Source organism: Clostridium sartagoforme AAU1 (assembly GCF_000401215.1).
GTDB classification, from domain to species: domain Bacteria; phylum Bacillota; class Clostridia; order Clostridiales; family Clostridiaceae; genus Clostridium; species Clostridium sartagoforme.
The window spans coordinates 1-17,909 of record NZ_ASRV01000066.1 but is presented as its reverse complement, the minus strand read 5'-3'; the positions used below and the strand labels follow the sequence as shown (position 1 = coordinate 17,909).

At 28.7% G+C, this 17,909-nt stretch carries 18 protein-coding genes and 2 pseudogenes; 17 read left to right on the top strand and 3 right to left on the bottom strand.

The window, feature by feature from the left end; genetic code table 11:
- Nucleotides 1-43: 43 nt before the first annotated feature.
- The 3 genes and pseudogenes from A500_RS05530 to A500_RS05525 all read left to right on the top strand — a co-directional run bounded on the left by A500_RS05530 (nucleotide 44) and on the right by A500_RS05525 (nucleotide 2,002).
- Nucleotides 44-970: pseudogene (locus A500_RS05530) on the top strand (Rpn family recombination-promoting nuclease/putative transposase).
- A gap of 152 nt (nucleotides 971-1,122) precedes the next feature.
- Entirely contained in the window at nucleotides 1,123-1,275 is a 153-nt protein-coding gene (locus A500_RS20320) for a hypothetical protein (protein ID WP_157453612.1), read from the top strand.
- 145 nt (nucleotides 1,276-1,420) lie between these two features.
- Complete coding sequence (locus A500_RS05525) at nucleotides 1,421-2,002, top strand: Uma2 family endonuclease (protein ID WP_016206599.1); 582 nt, start codon at nucleotides 1,421-1,423, stop codon at nucleotides 2,000-2,002.
- A gap of 281 nt (nucleotides 2,003-2,283) precedes the next feature.
- Here A500_RS05525 and A500_RS05520 read toward each other — a convergent pair whose 3' ends face one another.
- The 3 genes from A500_RS05520 to A500_RS05510 all read right to left on the bottom strand — a co-directional run bounded on the left by A500_RS05520 (nucleotide 2,284) and on the right by A500_RS05510 (nucleotide 4,815).
- The gene (locus A500_RS05520; RefSeq protein WP_016206598.1) at nucleotides 2,284-2,604 is read right to left on the bottom strand and encodes a type II toxin-antitoxin system RelE/ParE family toxin; all 321 of its coding nucleotides are present in this window, start codon (nucleotides 2,602-2,604) and stop codon (nucleotides 2,284-2,286) included.
- A 1-nt stretch (nucleotide 2,605) separates the two neighbouring features.
- Nucleotides 2,606-2,854: a type II toxin-antitoxin system prevent-host-death family antitoxin gene (locus A500_RS05515; RefSeq protein ID WP_016206597.1), complete on the bottom strand. Its 249-nt coding sequence runs from the start codon at nucleotides 2,852-2,854 to the stop codon at nucleotides 2,606-2,608.
- A gap of 644 nt (nucleotides 2,855-3,498) precedes the next feature.
- On the bottom strand, nucleotides 3,499-4,815 hold the full coding sequence (locus tag A500_RS05510) for a DUF1186 domain-containing protein (protein ID WP_016206596.1): 1,317 nt from the start codon (nucleotides 4,813-4,815) through the stop codon (nucleotides 3,499-3,501).
- Between the two features lie 227 nt (nucleotides 4,816-5,042).
- Between A500_RS05510 and A500_RS05505 the strand changes: the two genes are divergently transcribed.
- From A500_RS05505 to A500_RS21120, 14 genes and pseudogenes are all read left to right on the top strand, one after another.
- Nucleotides 5,043-5,900, top strand: a complete 858-nt coding sequence (locus tag A500_RS05505) for a flagellin N-terminal helical domain-containing protein (RefSeq protein ID WP_016206595.1) — start codon at nucleotides 5,043-5,045, stop codon at nucleotides 5,898-5,900.
- 322 nt (nucleotides 5,901-6,222) lie between these two features.
- Complete coding sequence (flgB, locus tag A500_RS05500; protein ID WP_016206594.1) at nucleotides 6,223-6,618, top strand: flagellar basal body rod protein FlgB; 396 nt, start codon at nucleotides 6,223-6,225, stop codon at nucleotides 6,616-6,618.
- Nucleotides 6,619-6,620: 2 nt separating this feature from the next.
- Nucleotides 6,621-7,025 (top strand): flagellar basal body rod protein FlgC, encoded by a 405-nt coding sequence (gene flgC / locus A500_RS05495; protein ID WP_016206593.1) that lies wholly within the window; start codon nucleotides 6,621-6,623, stop codon nucleotides 7,023-7,025.
- Between the two features lie 8 nt (nucleotides 7,026-7,033).
- A complete protein-coding gene (gene fliE / locus A500_RS05490; RefSeq protein WP_016206592.1) occupies nucleotides 7,034-7,339 on the top strand; it encodes a flagellar hook-basal body complex protein FliE in 306 nt (101 codons plus the stop codon).
- A gap of 19 nt (nucleotides 7,340-7,358) precedes the next feature.
- Entirely contained in the window at nucleotides 7,359-8,921 is a 1,563-nt protein-coding gene (fliF, locus tag A500_RS05485) for a flagellar basal-body MS-ring/collar protein FliF (protein ID WP_016206591.1), read from the top strand.
- 4 nt (nucleotides 8,922-8,925) lie between these two features.
- Entirely contained in the window at nucleotides 8,926-9,942 is a 1,017-nt protein-coding gene (gene fliG / locus A500_RS05480) for a flagellar motor switch protein FliG (RefSeq protein WP_016206590.1), read from the top strand.
- Nucleotides 9,926-10,684: a FliH/SctL family protein gene (locus A500_RS05475; protein WP_016206589.1), complete on the top strand. Its 759-nt coding sequence runs from the start codon at nucleotides 9,926-9,928 to the stop codon at nucleotides 10,682-10,684. Before fliG ends, A500_RS05475 begins: the two co-directional genes overlap by 17 nt.
- 15 nt (nucleotides 10,685-10,699) lie before the next feature.
- Nucleotides 10,700-12,010 carry a flagellar protein export ATPase FliI gene (gene fliI / locus A500_RS05470; RefSeq protein ID WP_016206588.1) on the top strand — a complete coding sequence of 437 codons (1,311 nt, stop codon included), beginning with the start codon at nucleotides 10,700-10,702 and terminating at the stop codon, nucleotides 12,008-12,010.
- A 14-nt stretch (nucleotides 12,011-12,024) separates the two neighbouring features.
- Nucleotides 12,025-12,456, top strand: a complete 432-nt coding sequence (gene fliJ, locus A500_RS05465; RefSeq protein ID WP_016206587.1) for a flagellar export protein FliJ — start codon at nucleotides 12,025-12,027, stop codon at nucleotides 12,454-12,456.
- A gap of 17 nt (nucleotides 12,457-12,473) precedes the next feature.
- Nucleotides 12,474-13,994, top strand: a complete 1,521-nt coding sequence (locus A500_RS05460) for a flagellar hook-length control protein FliK (protein ID WP_016206586.1) — start codon at nucleotides 12,474-12,476, stop codon at nucleotides 13,992-13,994.
- Nucleotides 13,995-14,006: 12 nt separating this feature from the next.
- Nucleotides 14,007-14,699, top strand: a complete 693-nt coding sequence (locus tag A500_RS05455) for a flagellar hook capping FlgD N-terminal domain-containing protein (RefSeq protein WP_016206585.1) — start codon at nucleotides 14,007-14,009, stop codon at nucleotides 14,697-14,699.
- A 34-nt stretch (nucleotides 14,700-14,733) separates the two neighbouring features.
- On the top strand, nucleotides 14,734-15,120 hold the full coding sequence (locus tag A500_RS05450; RefSeq protein ID WP_016206584.1) for a TIGR02530 family flagellar biosynthesis protein: 387 nt from the start codon (nucleotides 14,734-14,736) through the stop codon (nucleotides 15,118-15,120).
- 76 nt (nucleotides 15,121-15,196) lie between these two features.
- Nucleotides 15,197-16,351 (top strand): annotated as a pseudogene (locus A500_RS21125) (flagellar hook-basal body complex protein); the annotation flags it as partial.
- The gene (locus A500_RS21120; RefSeq protein ID WP_242835051.1) at nucleotides 16,349-17,836 is read left to right on the top strand and encodes a flagellar hook-basal body complex protein; all 1,488 of its coding nucleotides are present in this window, start codon (nucleotides 16,349-16,351) and stop codon (nucleotides 17,834-17,836) included. The pseudogene A500_RS21125 and the gene A500_RS21120, both read left to right, overlap by 3 nt.
- Nucleotides 17,837-17,909 lie beyond the last annotated feature (73 nt).

Sequence of the window (17,909 nt, the reverse complement as noted above, 5' to 3'; positions counted from 1 at the left end):
AGTGATAAATGAAAACCTAATATAGAAAAGATTAATATAGTTCATGATGATATTTAAATATAGAAATAGAGGATGTGATTATATGACTAAGGAATATGAAGATAATAAACAAGTAGAGATAGACGATAACTTCATAATGTCCCCTAAATATGATTTCGTGTTTAAGTATATATTTGGGAACGAAAAACATAAAGAGTTATTAATAGCATTACTAAGTGATATATTAACTCTTCCTGAAGAAGAATTTGATGAAATAGAAATAATAAATAGCGAACTTATAAAGGAATTCAAAGAAGATAGAAAAGGAATTTTAGATGTAAGGGTAAGGACTAAATTAGGAAAGCAAATAGATGTAGAAATACAGATAATACCAACAGAATATATGGCAGAACGAACTATGTTTTACTGGAGCAGGATGTACACAAGTCAAATAAAACTAGGATAAACATATGATAAATTAAAGAAATGTGTAACTATAAATATAGTAGACTTTAAATGTACACCACTAAAGAAATTATATTCAAGCTATCACATAACAGAAGATAAAACAGGCTATAGGTTGACTGACATACTTGAAGTACATTTCTTAGAGATACCGAAACTTTTTGATGAAGATATTGAAAGAGATGAAAATGATCCAATAGTTCAGTGGATGGAATTTTTAGATGCAGAATCAAAGGGGGAGATGGAAGTGTTAGCAGAAAAAAATAACGATATAAAAATGGCTTATAATCTACTAAAAGTAATAAGCAAAGATGAAAAAGCTAGAATGTTATACGAAGCTAAATATGCAGAAATTAGCGACCAAAGGACTAGGATAAAGTCAGCAGAGGAAAAAGGGGCAATAGAAAAAGCATTAAAGGTAGCAGAAAATCTATTATTAATGGGGATAAATATTGAACAAATAGCTAGTGAAACAGAATTACCAATGGAAAAAGTAATTGAGTTAAAAAAGAAATATGAAAATTAAAACAATGATGGTCGTTCCTCAGAAAGATCATCGGGGGTAAGGAATTCCTTTGTAAACACCCTAAGGGTGTAAAAATTGGAAAATGAAATATAAGAAAAAATGATAATAGGATATAATAGATATATTAGTACAGGGTTTTACTTTTAGATGAAGTGATAGAAAAGGATAATATATCGCATTATATTGAATCATGCTTAAGATATATATTAAATGTGAAAAGTGATATTAATAAAGATGAAATGATAAATATAGCTAGTCAAATATCAGTAGAGGGGTGTAAGTTCTGGAAAATATTAAGCAGATGATCGAAATCATCTGCTTTTTATAGTTTAAAAGGTTACAAAGTTAGGATATAATATAAAGAAAGAGATGGATTTATAAATAAATTTCTAGAATTAAGGGATTTAAGAATATTTATAAAAGTTAACAAGGTTGAGAGGATGTGATTCAATGACTATTAATGCAGTAGAAAATAAAATTTATACTTATGATGATTATTTAAAATTTATAGAAGATGAAGTGATTGAAATCATAGATGGAAGAATTTTTGCAATGTCACCAGCACCTAGTAGAATACATCAAAAAATAGTAACAGAGGTTTTAACAGAAATAAGAAGTTATATAAAATCTAATAATGGATCATGTGAAATTTACCCTGCTCCTTTTGATGTAGTTCTTAAAAATGATGATGAAGAATTAAAACATTCAAAAAATATTGTTCAGCCTGATATATCTGTTATTTGCGATAAAAGTAAATTAACTGATAAAGGGTGCGTTGGTTCTCCAGATATGATTGTTGAGGTTGTATCTCCTTTCAATCCCAGAAATGACTATATTAAAAAATTAAATTTATACGAAGAATATAAAGTTAAGGAATATTGGATTGTTAATCCTATGCAAAAAAATATTTTAGTATATACATTAGAAAAAATGGGATATGGAGCACCTTCAGTGTATTCATTTAATGATGAAATAAAAGTAAATATATTTAAAAACTTAAAAATTGATTTTAAATCTCTAGATATTCTATAATAAGCGACCCAGGGTAGAATAAATTTCCAAGTGAAAGTTATGTAAGATTAAAAATTCTATTTTTTATTAAGAATTTAAACTCAGTCATTATCTAAGGCTGTAATTTATTAAAAAATAAAGAAAAGTATAATAAAATGAGTTTTTAACTCTTTTTATTATACTTTTTAGATATAGGCAAATTGATTATATTTTATTTTTCAATAGCAAGCTCAGTCGGTTATCTCCCTCGTAAGGAACCTAGGGATGCAATTTTGGCGAAAGTGGATATACTCAAGCGATTTTTAATTATTATTTTCCGAGTCCTTAAGTAGTGTCAAATAATCTCTCTTTCCATGTAAAATACGCTGAACTGAAACTATATTATCTTCATAAATATAAAAGATGATGTATTGATCATAGATAATATATCTGTATTTACTTTTTAGTTTTATTTTATACATTAACATTTTGCCGATATTAGGAAAGCTAGATAAGCTTTCAATTTTTTTTATAATTCCACTAACTACTTTTGTAGCAGAATTTACATTATCTTCAGAAATAAAATTTTTTATTTCTTGCAAATCGGTAGCTGCTATAGGGTTTATTCTAATTTTTGCGTTCATATCAAACTCCAAGGTTACGTTTTAAATCATCTAAGTTTTGCCATTCATCTCCTGTTTTAATGGCTTCTTCAGCTTCATTTAATTGTAATAATAGCTTCAAAATAGTTTGTTGTTTCTCATAATCTTCTATATCTAAAAGTACATATTTTCCTCTGCCATTTTTAGTTAAGAAAACAGGTTCACCGTTTTGGCAATCTTTCAAAATTTCATTATAATTACGTAAATCTGAAATTGGTTTTATATTTGGCATACTTATACCTCCAAGTTAATATTTATATTATTATATGCTAATTTTAATTAAAATACAACGTTAAATTTATCAGCAAAAACACATTAGTAATCACAAGGATCTAGAGTAGAATATTAAGCTCAGTGATTTTTCCTTTGATAACATCCTAGGTGATTAACGAAGGAAATTTCATATACTTTTAGCAAGTGAGTCCAGCAAAGCCTGTCCTCCCAAATAAACCAGGGTAGAATAAATTTCCAAAAAATTCTTAATGAAGTGATAGAAAATGATAAGGTAACACATTATATTGAATCATGCTTAAGATATTGACATCTGCTTTTTATAGTTTAAAAGATTAGTAGAGGTACAGTATCTAGTTATCTCCTGGCATTTTGTAGAAAATTTCTATAAAAAATAAACTAAGCAATGCTTAGTTTTTATCCAATAACTTCAAGTTTTCTTTTTCTGCTTGATACTCTTTTAATAGTAAAAAGTCAACACTTTCTGAAAGTTTATAGCTTAATAATATCATAAGTTAAATTATAATACAATAATGGAGATTTCAGCAGAAATATATGAAGAGTAGTAAGAGGGGCACAGTATGCCCCCTTAAAGACTCATAGGGGTAAGAATAGGAACTAATTTGCCTCTATAAAGAAGTTTTCCTATGAAAAATCTGATATAATTTTTTTTATGTTTTTTAAAGTATTCTTATATGCTGCTTTATTGTTACTTTCTTTTATTAAGTTTTCAAATGCTTTAAACCAATCTTTGCTTCTATAATGAATCTTATACTTTTTATCATATTCTTCAAAGGAAGTTATACCTTCTTTTTCACACTTAAATAAGAATTCTTCACTAGCTTTAGTTAAATATATTATTTTATTTTTATTTTCTTCATCTATATTTCTTTCAATCCACATTGGAATAGCACGATAATGCAAAGCTAAGTACACTAATTTATCTATATTTATTGATTCTTCATCAAAAATATCAGTTATTAATACTTGACTTTCTTCTTTTACTCCTTCTTCAATAGGATAATCCTGTAGTAATCCTTCTATATTCTCACCAGTATTAATATAAATTTCTTTCTCACTAGAACTCTTATTAATACAGCAATTTTTGTATTTCTTTCCGCTGCCACATGGACACGGGTCATTTCTACTTATTTTTTCTTTCTTTGGCTTAGAATATTTTTTGCTTATATCTTTCATTATTTGTTTTTCTAATTTCTTAAAGTCTAGTTTTTCTTTTGAGTTATTGGATTGTTCAAAACATGCCCACCATTCCATTTCTTTAATGGTATCATCAATATATCTTACTGGATTAATTTTGTCTTTATAAAGATAAATCAAATCTATAAAATCATCATATTCTCCAAGCATAAAAATATCTATACGATCTTCATCATACAAAAACTGTATATCATCAATCATTTCAAAAATATGATTATCAACAACAACTCCCTGCACATCAGTTGCTAAATCTGTATATTCATCATAATCAATATCATAAATTAATTTTTTTAAATAGCTTATAAGTTCTTCTTTATTAATTGTTTTATCAGAATATAATTGCGCATAAACATCCAAAACTGCTGAACGAGCATATTTATTAATTGATTGATTTTCAATAACATTTTTTAGGACTGAAATCTGACCATCATATGTACTATATATAATTGATGAAAGTCCATCTGTCAGAGTATCACCAAGTAATTCTTCTATATATTCAGAATCTAATGAAATTAAGCCTATAATTTTAGGGAATGCTCTTTTTTCTCTAAATTGAGCTAATAAATATAGAGCATACATATGTAACATATAATCAAAATCAACTTCTTCTGAATTTTGAATAATTTTATCTAAAGTATCTAGTAATATAGGGGTTACTTCTTCTTTTCGATTAATTGCTTCTTTTAGTTCTTTATGTGGAAACTTTTTTGTCACATGTTCTAATTTTCCTATAATTTCATTCATAATTTATTATTTACCTGCTTTCTTTAAATTTTTTATATGATTTTGAAGTTAACTATAATTTTATTATTAATTATAACAATCTTCTTTATAACAAGCACTAGTTATTTTTCTTTGCTAATAAAGTAAATTAAGTTTATTTTCCCTATTAAGAATTAAATTTTCTTATCGATAATTTAATTAAGTGAAAAGTATGGTTAATAAATGATGTAAGTTTAGGAGTTAATATTATGAGATTAAATCAAAATATGGAATCTTTAAATGTATATAGAAATTATAAAAAGAATTTAACAGTGCAGGCGGCAACTTTAAATAAAATAAGTACGGGAAGTAAGATTAATTCAGCTAAGGATAATCCTAATAAGCTAGGGGTAAGTGAAGGACTTAGAATGCAAATAAGGAGTCTTCAAATGGCTGAAAAGAATATTCAAGATGGAGTTTCTATGATTCAAGCAACGGATGGAGCACTAGCAACTGTTAATGAAACTTTATCTAGAATAAAGGAATTAACTGTTCAAGCTGGTGGAGTGCAAAATGATGGGGACTTAGAAATAATTCAAGGAGAAATTAATCAGCTTAAGGAACATATCGATGATACTGTAAATAATTTTAGTTTTAATGGAGTAAAATTATTAAATTCAGAAAATGTTACTAATAATGATTTTCCTAAGTATTTAAATCATGTAGTTGGAGCAAATGTAAAGGACGAAGTAAATATACCAATATTTAATGTAACAACTGAAATGCTTATTGACTCACAAGGTAATTCATTGAAGGATATGGATGTAACTAATAAAGAAAGCTTAAGTAACAACTTAAATATTATAAATTCTGCAATAAGTACTTTAAGTTCAGTAAGAAGCAAATATGGAGCAATTCAAAATAGATTAGAAACATCAGCAGAAAACTTAAGCGGAAGTTCTCTTAATTTAGAAAGTGCAGAAAGTCGAATACGAGATACTGATATAGCATTTGAAATGGCAGAGTATGCAAAAACTTCTATATTACATGAAAGTTCAATAGCGTTAATGCAACAAACTAACAAATTTCCACAAGATGTATTAAGAATTCTTGAAAATTTAAAATAATTTATCGACAGAGGATTGTAAAAAATCCTCTGTTTTTTTATTTTTTATAAATAGATAAAATAATGCATATCATGTCGATAAAAATAATGTATAAATATGTAATAAAATATATAAAATAGGCAATTTAATTATTTATACAGAAGTAATGTAAAATTTTGAGTGGAGTTTTTTCGAAAATTATTATAGAAAAATAATTTATATTAAACTATAATACTAGTATGTAGAATTTTAATTGAATATACAGATAATTATAAAAAATAAATTTATTTTATGGTATTATATAGAAATAAAATGAAAAAAATGTAGTTTTAGGAGAGGTATTATGAATATATATAATGATAGCACAATGGGATTTATAAAGTATGGTTTAGATGCATCAGCATTAAGAGAAAAAGTTATAGCAAATAATATGGCTAATATTAATACTAAAAATTTTAAAAAGTCATATGTTTCTTTTGAAGAAAATTTGACTAAAGCAACAGAAAGTTTTTCATTGAAGAAAACTAAAAGCCAACATTTAAGTGGAAGTTCAGATAATTCCTTAATTAGTGTTAAGGAAGATAGTAGTACAAGCATGAGAAGTGATGGAAATAATGTAGATATGGATTTAGAAAAGGTAAACCAAGCAACAAATACCTTAATGTATAATGCTTTAATTACTCAAGCAAATTCTAAACTAAGTATGACTAAAAGTGTTATATCAGGAGGTGGCAATTAATTATGGGACTTTTTAATACTATGAGAATAAGTGCAAGTGGTCTTTCAGCAGAAAGATTAAGAATGGATACAATAACATCCAATATAACTAATGCAACAACTACAAGAGGTGAAGATGGAAAACCTTATGTAAGAAAGATTGCAGTATTTCAAGAAAATTTAGATGAAGCAAAAAATCTTAATGGAGTAAAGGCTGTTGGAATTGTAAATGATGAATCTCCACTTAAAAGTGTATATGATCCTACACACCCAGATGCAGATGAAGATGGTTATGTTTTGATGCCAAATGTTAATTTACTTAATGAAATGGCAGATATGATAGCAGCTTCAAGAGCTTATGAAGCTAATGTTGATACTTTGAATGCTTCAAAAAGTATGTTTACTAAAACACTAGAACTAGGAAGGTAGGATGATATATGATAATTAATAATTTTATTCCAACTGAAAAAATATTTGAGAATAGCATAAATTCCAATAGTAGTAATAAAACAAACTCTATAGAAGGCAGCTTTCAAAATATATTAAAAGATAATTTAGATAAGTTAAATGAAAAACAAGTTGAAGCAGATAATATGACAAGTGAGTTTGTTTCAGGAGGAGAAGTTGATCTTCATGAAATGATTCTTGGCATGGAAGAAGCTAAAATGTCACTTCAATTAGCAATACAAGTAAGAAATAAAGTTGTTGAAGCTGTACAAGAATTAACAAGAATGCAATTGTAATAAGTAAGGAGTGCTATTAATGGATAAGCTAAAGGAAAGCTTTGGTAAGCTGAAGGAGAAGTTTAAATCCTTTAGTAAAGGAATAAAGATAGCAATAATAGCTACATTGGTAACGGTAATTATTGCTATAGGGTCTTTATTTTTTTATAATTCAGCTACTAAATATAAAGTTTTATTTTCTAACTTAGAAGCAAGTGATGCACAACTTGTAACAAGTAAATTAAAAGAAAAAAAAGTGGACATGAAAATTGAAGGGGAAACTATATTGGTTCCAAAAGATATGGTTGATGAATTAAGGTTAGAACTTGCTCCAGAACTTTCAGGGGGAAGTGCTGGATATGAATTAATGGATAGTGGAAATTCTTTTGGAATGACGGATGAAGAATTTAAATTAAAGAAGTTGAGAATGCAACAAGGAGAACTTGAGAAAACTATAAAAAGCTTTTCACAAGTAGAGACGGTAAGAGTACATATAACTCCATCAAAGGATTCTGTTTTTGTAGAAGATAAAGAACCGGGAAAAGCTGCTGTATATATAAAGTTAGTTCCAGGTAATAAATTAAGTAGAGAACAAGTAGAATCAATAGTTGCACTTGTTTCAGGAAGTACTGAAAATGTACCTAAAGAGAATATCGAAGTAATGGATAATGATATGAATCTTCTAACTAAGGATTTAAACAACACAGAAAGTGCAGAAGTAAGTTCAGATTCTGTAGAAAAACAATTTAGTTTAGAAAAAAAATATGAAGAAGATATACAAAAGTCTATTGTTGAGCTTTTAGAACCAGTTGTTGGAAAAAATAAGGTTAAAAGCTCTGTTAATGTGGAGCTAGATTTTGATTCAAAGCAAAAGACAGAAACTATAATAGACCCTAATAAGGTTATAATTAGCCAAGAAACCATTAAAGAAAATAATACAACTGGCTCAGGAGAGAATAGTGGAGCTCCTGTAGATAATAATATGCAAAATACAATAGATGATGGAGCAACTGGAGGAACATCTTCAAGAGAAGAAGTTAAAACTAATTATGAAGTTGGAAAAACAGAAACTAAAACTATTAGTGCTCCAGGAGAAGTAAAAAGACTTACGGCATCTGTATTTGTAGATGGAAACTTAGATGCAAATGTACAAGCAGCTATTGAAAAATCTGTATCAAATGCCATTGGTATAAGTACAGAAAGAGGAGATAATGTATCAGTAGTTGGAATGACTTTTGATCCAGTAACAAAGGAAGAAGCACAAAAAGAATTTGATGCAATAAATGAATTATTAGCAAAGGAAAAAAGAAATAAAATAATATTATACTCAAGTTTAGGAGTATTAGCACTTATTTTGGTTATAATAAGCTTAATTTTAATTAGAAGAAAATCTAAGAGTAAAAAAGAGGAAAAAGAGAGTCTGTTAGATGTTGTTATAGATGATAGAGTTTCAAGAGAAAATACTGAAAAGTTTGATCCAATTAACTTTGAAAGTATAAATCCAAAGGCGCATATTGAAAATGAGATAAAGAAATATGCAACAGATAAACCAGATCAAGTTGTAGATATAGTAAAATCTTGGCTAGCAGATAATGAGAGGTGATAAAATGGCAAGAGATTCATCAAAATTAAATGGAGTACAAAAGGCGGCTATATTATTTATAACTTTAGGCCCTGAGGCGTCATCAGCCATTTTAAAAAAACTTCCTGAACCAGAGATACAAAAAATAACATATGAAATAGCTAACATATCTTCAGTTACATCAGAGCAAAGACAAACTATATTAGATGAATTTTTAGAAATGAATAAGGCTAGAGATTATATAATAGAAGGTGGAATTGAATATGCAAGAACCCTATTATCAAAAGCTTTAGGAACTCAAAGGGCAAATGAGATATTGGGGAAAGTTACGGAAGCTACACAGCAATATAGACCATTTTCTATAGCAAGAAAAGCTGATGCTCATCAACTTTTGAATGTTATAAGTTATGAGCATCCACAAACAATAGCTTTAATTCTTTGCTACCTTCAACCAGATAAGGCAGCGCAAGTTTTAGCTGAATTACCTGAGGATATACAAAGTGAAGTTGCATATAGAATTGCAACTATGAGCAATACTTCACCAATGGTAATAAAAGAAATAGAAAAAGTTCTAGAAAGTAAATTAAGTAATGTTGTTAGAAGTGAAATGACAGCCCTTGGAGGAGTTGAGACTTTAGTTGATATTCTAAATCAAGTTGATAGAACAACAGAAAAGAATATTACTGAAAGCTTAGAAAGAGAAGATGCAGAACTTGCAGATATAATTAAAAGCTCAATGTTTGTATTTGAAGATATTATCACTCTTGATGATGTATCAATTCAAAGAATTCTTAGAGAAGTTGATGGAAAAGAACTTGCACTTGCTCTTAAAGGATGTTCTGATGAAGTTGCAAACACTGTTTATAGAAACCAATCTAAGAGAGCTGCAGCTGCTTTAAAGGAAGATATGGAATTCTTAGGTCCGGTAAGACTTATGGATGTAGAAAAAGCACAGCAAAAAATTGTTTCTATAATTAGAAGGTTAGATGAAGCCCAAGAAATAATAATTTCAAGAGGTGGAGAAGATGCAATTATATTATAATCTTATAAAAAATGAATCTACTAAGGAAACATCAAAAAAGAAAATAGAAACTAATTATGTAACTAAAGTTGAAGTTTTAGAAGAAGAAAGTCAGTTAGAGAGAAAATCAATTGAGGATGAAATAAGAAAAAGTTATGAAAACTTAGGAGCTAATATTTTAAAAAAAGCTAAGACTGAAGCAGAAGAACTTCTTATGCAAACTAGGAAGAATATTATAGAAATTGAAAAGAAGGCTTATGAAGAAGGTTATAACCAAGGAAAAGAAAATGGCTTTGAAGATGGATATAAAGAAGGTTTAGAAAAAATAAAGATAGAAACAGAATTAATGGTAAAAGAAAATATAGAAAAGTCAGAAAAAATATTGAAGTATGCAAATATTGAATATAAAGACTATTTACTAAACAAAGAGAAAGATATTATTAAACTTGCATATGAAATGGCTAGAATAATAGCCAAAAAAGAATTGCAAGAATCTGATGGCATTACATCTTTAATTGAAGATGTCTTAAAAGATGCTAAAGGAGAAGAAAATATAATAATAAGATGTAATCAAGATCATATTAAGGCAATTGAAGAAAAAAGAGATTACTATAAGAAAGCTTATGCTATAAAAGGTGAAATATTTATACTTGAGGATCCTTTGATGAAAAGTGGAAATGCAATTATAGAAAAGGATACTGGAAGAGCTATAGTTGGGTTAGATATTGCTTTAGAAAAACTTGAAGAAGCATTATTTAAGTAATAATTAGGTGAAGATATGATAAATATAGATTTTGATTTATTAAATAAAAAAGTAAAAGAAGCTAATACTTATTATTTAGAGGGTACAGTTAAGCAAATAATAGGGCTTACGGTTGAAGTTCAAGGAGTTAAGGCTTTCGTAGGAGAACTTTGTACTATATATAATCAGGATAATCTTCCAATTAAATGTGAAGTTGTAGGTTTTAGAGAAGATGCTGTATTATTAATGCCTCTTGGAGAGCTTATAGGAATATCACCAGGATGTAGGGTAGTACCTGAAAGAAGGCCGCTAGAAGTGAAGTGCTCTGATGATTTATTAGGGAAAATACTTGACGGTTTAGGAAATCCACTTGAGGGGGAAAGTATTTTCCTAGGGGAAGAATATCCTTTGGAAAATCAACCTCCAGATCCATTAAAACGAAAAAGAATAACAGAAATTCTTCCAACAGGAGTAAGAGCAATAGATGGCTTTTTAACCGTTGGAGAAGGACAAAGAATAGGGATTTTTGCAGGCTCAGGTGTTGGTAAAAGTACAACTCTAGGGATGATTGCTAGAGAAGCAGAAGCTGATATAAATGTAATTTCCCTTATTGGAGAAAGAGGAAGAGAAGTACTAGAATTTATTGAAAAAGATTTAGGTCCTGAAGGAATGAAAAAATCGGTTGTTGTATGTGCAACTTCAGATAAGCCAGCTTTAATAAGAATTAAAGGGGCATTAACGGCTACAGCTATAGCTGAATACTTTAGAGATAAAGGTAAAAAAGTAATCTTGATGATGGATTCTGTAACAAGATTTGCAATGGCACAAAGGGAGGTAGGACTAGCTATAGGAGAGCCACCAGCTCAAAAAGGATATACTCCATCAGTGTTTGCTAAATTACCTAAGCTTATGGAAAGACCGGGAACATCAGATAAAGGTTCTATAACAGCTTTTTATACAGTTTTAGTTGATGGCGATGATTTTAATGAGCCAATTGCAGATGCTGTAAGAGGTATATTAGATGGACATATAGTCTTATCTAGAACATTAGCACACAAAAACCATTATCCAGCAATAGATATATTAAATAGTGTTAGCAGACTTATGCCGAATATAGCAACTGATTCTCATAAAGAAGCAGCATCAATAGGAAGAGATTTACTTGCAACATATAAGGATGCGGAGGATTTAATAAATTTAGGAGCATATGTTAAGGGAAGTAATAAGAAGATAGATTTATCAATTCAATATAATGATAGATTAAAAGGTTATTTAAAACAAAAAATAGAGGAAAAATCAGATTTTAACACTTCCTTAGAGCAACTCCTTTCAATGTTTAGGAATTAAAAGGAGAGGTGATTATGTCAGAAAAATTTAAATTTAGCTTAGAAAAACTCCTTGAAATAAGAATAGAAAAAGAAGATGAAAGTAAAAGATTATTCACTAAGACACAACGAGAAAAGCAAAATACAGAAGAGAGATTAAATGTTCTTAAGAACAATTATGAAAAGTATAGTGGAATAAATAAAGGTGAAACTTTAGCTTATCAAAAAATAAAAAGAAATTATTTATTTGCTTTAGATAAGGGGATAGTACAGACTCAAAAAGACTTGCATATAAAAATGAAAGAACTTGACATAAGAAGAGAAGATTTGCTAAAAAAGCAAATAGAAAGAAAGACTGTAGATATATTAAAGGAAAGAAAAACTTCAGAATTTTATAAAGAACAAGAAAGAAAAGAACAAATATTTAATGATGAGCTTGCCTTATATGCATATATGAGAAAACAATGAAAGGAGGTGAGTAATTAATGATAAGTACTAAGATGATAGTTGATTTAGATAATAAGTTAAAAAGCCTAAATAACAATGCTAGTAATAGTGTTTCTAATAAAGACAATAAGATTAATGATAAATTTAAAGCTTATCTGAAAAAAGAAGTTAATAATAATGATTCAAGTAGCTCAACTAAAGAGTCTACAGATAAGCAAGGTTATAATTCTTTAAAGATTGATGCAGATTTATCTAAGGAAACTAAGAATACAGAATCTATAGTAAGTGATGTTTCTAGCAAATTAGATAAGATTATAAATAAGGAAGATTTCCTAGGAAATGAATCTGATGTAGAAGACTTAAGCCAAATTCTGAATATACTAATAAGTCTTTTAACTAATAAGTTAGATAATGGAGATTTAAACAAAGTTATTTCTAAGGATGGCTATTTAGAAAATTTAGGTTTAAGCAACATAGATGTAGAAAATTTAAATAATAATGATATAAACAATTTGTTTTTATCATTATTTAATAATACAGAAGATGTAAAATTAAGTGATTCTTTATTAAAATTAAGTGGCTTGGAGGAAAACAACTTAAATTCTGAAGATATAAAAACTTTATTGAAAGATATGAAAGATTTAACTGATAATATATTAAATAATATTAAATCAGAAACTTTAAGTAATGCTTCTACAAAGAGCTATGATGATGAATTAAGTAATAAGATTTTTGCTTTATTAGAGGTTTTACCAAAGGAAAGTATAGAAAAAATTTCTTCTAGTCTAGGAGATGAAGAAAAGGTTAAAATTTTAAGTGTAGTATTACAAGAAAAAATCAATAATAGTTTGAATAGTTTAGAGAAATCTAAGAATTATGAATCACGTGTAATTTTAGATGAATCAAATATTTTAAAAGAAGATAATACATTAAATTATGAAACATCTACAGATAAGAATTTAAAAGATAATGAATCTTCAAGTAAATATAGTATTGATGAAAATACTGATGAAGATAGAATATTATCTAAAATTATAGATGGAGATGATAAAAGTTCTTTTTCTAAAATTCTAAATTCTTATGATAGATATAATAAAAATAATGTAGATATAATAAAAGAACCTGTAGTTGTTAATAAGCAAAGTATAGACTTAGATATAATAAAAAATGTTAAGTTTATGATGAGAAATGCTGTACAAGAATTGAAGGTGAAGATATATCCTAAGGAGCTTGGAGAAATGACTATAAAGATTCTTTCAGAAGAAGGCATAATGAAAGCAGAAATAAAAGCTATGTCTAAAGAGACATATAATTTATTAAACTCAAATTTACAAGATATAAAGAAGACTTTAATAGATCAAAATATAAAGATTCAGGAAGTAAATATAGGAATATACAATGAAGATACAACATTCTTTAGTGGCGAAGAAAACTCATCTGAGAGTTTTAACAATAACCAAAGTAAGGAAAGTATTAATAAGTCTGAATCTATATTTAATGAAGATGAAAATATTACAGAAGATTTACTTAATCAAAGTAATGTAAATTTATTAGCATAGGGGGAAAGTACGGTGTCTAATGTTATAAATAGCTATACAGGAGCAAGAGCAACTGATAGAGGGACTAAAGTAGTAAAGCCAGGACAAGATATGGATAAGAATGCATTCTTAACTATATTATCAGCAGAATTGTCTAATATGGATCCAATGGGTAATAATGATTCTACCCAATATGTTACTCAAATGGCACAATTTGCTTCTATGGAGCAAATGACTAATTTAAATAATACAATGTCTAGTTATGCAAATAACTCAATGGTTGGAAAAGGTGTAACATTAAAGAGTGTGGATTCTAAAGGAGTACCTTATACAGGTGTTGTAAAATCTGTAACTTCAACATCATCCAAAACAACTATTTCAGTTGAGGTTAACGAGAATGGTTCAAATGTGTACAAGGATTTTGATATATCAGATGTACTTACTGTTTTAGATGTTCCAGATTATTCAATACCATCAATTAATAATATTAATGGAAATATGTCGTTTTTAGTTGCATCTTCATTTATTGGAAAGCATGTTGAATTAAGTGAAAATAATGAAGATGGAAATAAATATACAGGAGAAGTTCTTGGTGTACTTAAGGATAACGGAGTTGTAAAAATAAGAGTTAAGCTACATGATTCAGATGAAATAAAAGAATTTACTTATGATAAGATAGTAAAGGCTTCAAATAGTAAAGAGCAAATAAAGAGTAGTGAAGATTAATGGGATAAGTAAGTTATTTAAGTAGGTGATTTTTTTGAGTTTTAGAGTTATAAACGGAAAAGCTTATCCAGTAGGAAATTTTCAAATACCAAATGATAAAGTAAACGAAGATGATAATTATAATAAAAGCAATTTTAGTGATATTCTAAATGAGGCTATAAATAAAAATAGTGAGGAATATACTTTATCAAAGCATGCAGCAGATAGATTAAAAGAGATTAATTTTACAGCTGCAGACATGGAAGAGATAGCAAAAGGTTTTAAAATGGCAGAAAATAAAGGGGCTAAGAATTCAGTGATGCTTTATAAAGATGTAGCTTTAATTGCAAGTATAGAAAATAAAACTGTAATAACAGCAGTAGAAAAAGAAAGATCTAAAGAAAATGTATTTACTAATATAGATAGTGTAGTAATTTTGTAGGCTGGACCTAGAATTAGGAAGCTTAATTCTTGCTGAACGACAGATGCAAGAAAAAATAATATTTTGGAGGTCAATTATGTTAAGATCAATGTATTCCGGTATTAGCGGTATGAAAGTTAATCAAACTAAATTAGATGTTATAGGAAATAATATATCAAATGTAGGAACAACTTCATTTAAGGCATCAAGAGCAAGATTTAGCGATATGTTAAGTCAAAATGTATCAGATGCTATGGCTCCATCTAATAATCAAGGGGGAGTAAATGCAAGCCAAGTAGGACTTGGAGTTCAACTTGCAAGTATAGATTCAGTTATGACTCAAGGTATGATGCAGCCAACAGGTAGAGCTTTGGATGTTGCAATAGATGGAGATGGATTCTTTATGGTAAGTAAAGGACCAGCAATTTATGATGGAGCATTGGAAGTAAATCATAGAGCAGGTGCACATAACATAACAGCACAATCCTTAAGTAACTCTGGAAGTGAAATAATGTATAGTAGAGATGGTTCATTTATATTAGATGAACAAGGAAATTTATTAACTGGTGATGGATTTAGAATTATGGGCTACTCATTAACTAATGATGATAGTTCACAACAAGCAACAGGACTATCTCCAAACTCAGTTAGTACAGCAGGATTGGACTTTAGATTTGGACCAGGGTCACAATTAAATGGATTTAAGGTTGTACTGGGAGCAGTAGGACCAGGGACTGTTACTTCAGCGGACGTTAATAAAGCAGAAAAGCTTATAGTAGTAAATGGAGATTTCTCTTCAACAGGAGCATTAACAACAGCTCAAGTTGAGTCTGCAATAAGTAAGGGATTATCTTCAGCAGGAATATCTCAACAAGTATATGTTTCAGGAAAACCTATAAGTTTTGAGGGATTAGGCTCATTAGCAGTTGCAGGTGGAACAGATGCATTAGCACCTAAATCAGTTACAATAGCAGGATTTAATATACAACTTAGCGAAGGTAGTGATTTAAATGGCTATAGTTTTGAAATTGGTGAAATATCAAGTGATCCATTATCTGTCAATGTAGAAAGTGGAAGAAAGAAAATAGTTATAAATGCTGATTTCTTAAATAAATCATTTAATGCATCAGATTTACAAGATGAATTGAATAATAAGCTTAAAGCAGCATCAATTACACAAGAAGCCAAAATTACAGGAACTCCAGCTACTTTAGGAAATATAAGTGGAGCATCAGATGCTTCAGGTAAGGTGGATTCTCCAGCAGGAATAACTTATTCAAATAATTCAGGAACTGCTACAAATGTAGGTGGATTTACTTTTTCAGGACAAACTAATGGAGAATTAAATGATTATACTATTTCTATAGGAGAAAGTGCAATAGGTACTCCACTTACAGTAGTTGTTGAAAATGGAAATATAATAATAAATGGTGATTTTAATTCAAATCCAGCTAAGTTTACTAATTTAGAATTAGAAACAAAATTAAATAGTGCATTAAAAGCTAATGGATTAAAAACTCAATTAAATGTAACAGGAAATATAAGTAGTGTTGATATATCAAATAAAGCTAAATTAAGTGGTGGGGTTACAGCAAGCTCTCCAAAATCTTTAAATATAGCTGGATTAAATGTAGATCTTCCTACAGGAACTTTATTAAATGAATTGCAATTTGAGATTACGGATATAAATGAATCAGGATTATCAGTTGAATATGAGCCAGCAGCAAATGGGAATGCTCATAAATTAGTTATTAAGGGAGATTTCACTAAAAAGGTAGCAGCAAAGGACTTACAAGATAAAATAAATGCAGCATTATTAGCACAATACCCTGTAGAATCTCCAAAAGTTAAAGTATCAGGAACTTCTAAACCTTATACAGGATTAACTTCTGATAATATAGATGGAGGAGAAGTTGATAAGGCTCCAGGAAAAGTAACAGTTGGAGGAGTAGAAATACTTCTAGATGCAGGCGCAGCATTGAATGGATATAAATTCCAAATAGGCACAATAACAGCAGGAACTAAAACATCAGCATCTATTGATACAAAAAACAAAACAATAATAATAAATGGAGATTTTGTTACGACAAATGCTATTACATCAAAGAATATACAAGATGCCTTAACTAGAGCCTTAGAAGATAAAGGGATAAATCAAGGTATAACAGTTTCAAACAAACCTATGGAACTTGGTGGAGTTGAATCAGAGGAGACAAATGGAGGAACTCCAATAGAAAGTATGAATGGTGATGGAAGTATTAACTTCGTAGATGGAACAAAAAATCTTAAATCTTATGATGGAGAATTGAAGACTCTTAAAATTCCTGATAAGGTTAAAATACCAGGATCAGATATAGAACTTAAAGTAAAAACTTATACAATAGATAAGAATGGAGTAATAAATGGAGTTCTTGAGGATGGTAGAGTAGCAGCACTTGGACAAATAGCCATGGCAAATTTTAAAAATCCAGAAGGTTTAACAAAACTTGGAGGAAATCTTTATAGCTCATCAGTTAACTCAGGAGATGCAATTATAAAAAGTGGTGTAGGAACATTAAACGATGATAATTCAAAGGGATATGGTGATTCACTTCAAGGTATGCTTGAAATGTCGAATGTTGACTTAGCAGAACAATTTACAGATATGATAGTTTCAAGTAGAGCTTTCCAAGCATCAGGAAAAATGATAACAACTGGAGATGAAATACTTCAAGATATAATTAACTTAAAAAGATAGTTAGATAGTGCACAATTCACAGTTCACAGTTTTTTGATAAGGGAACATGTAATAGGTTATGATATAAATTGCG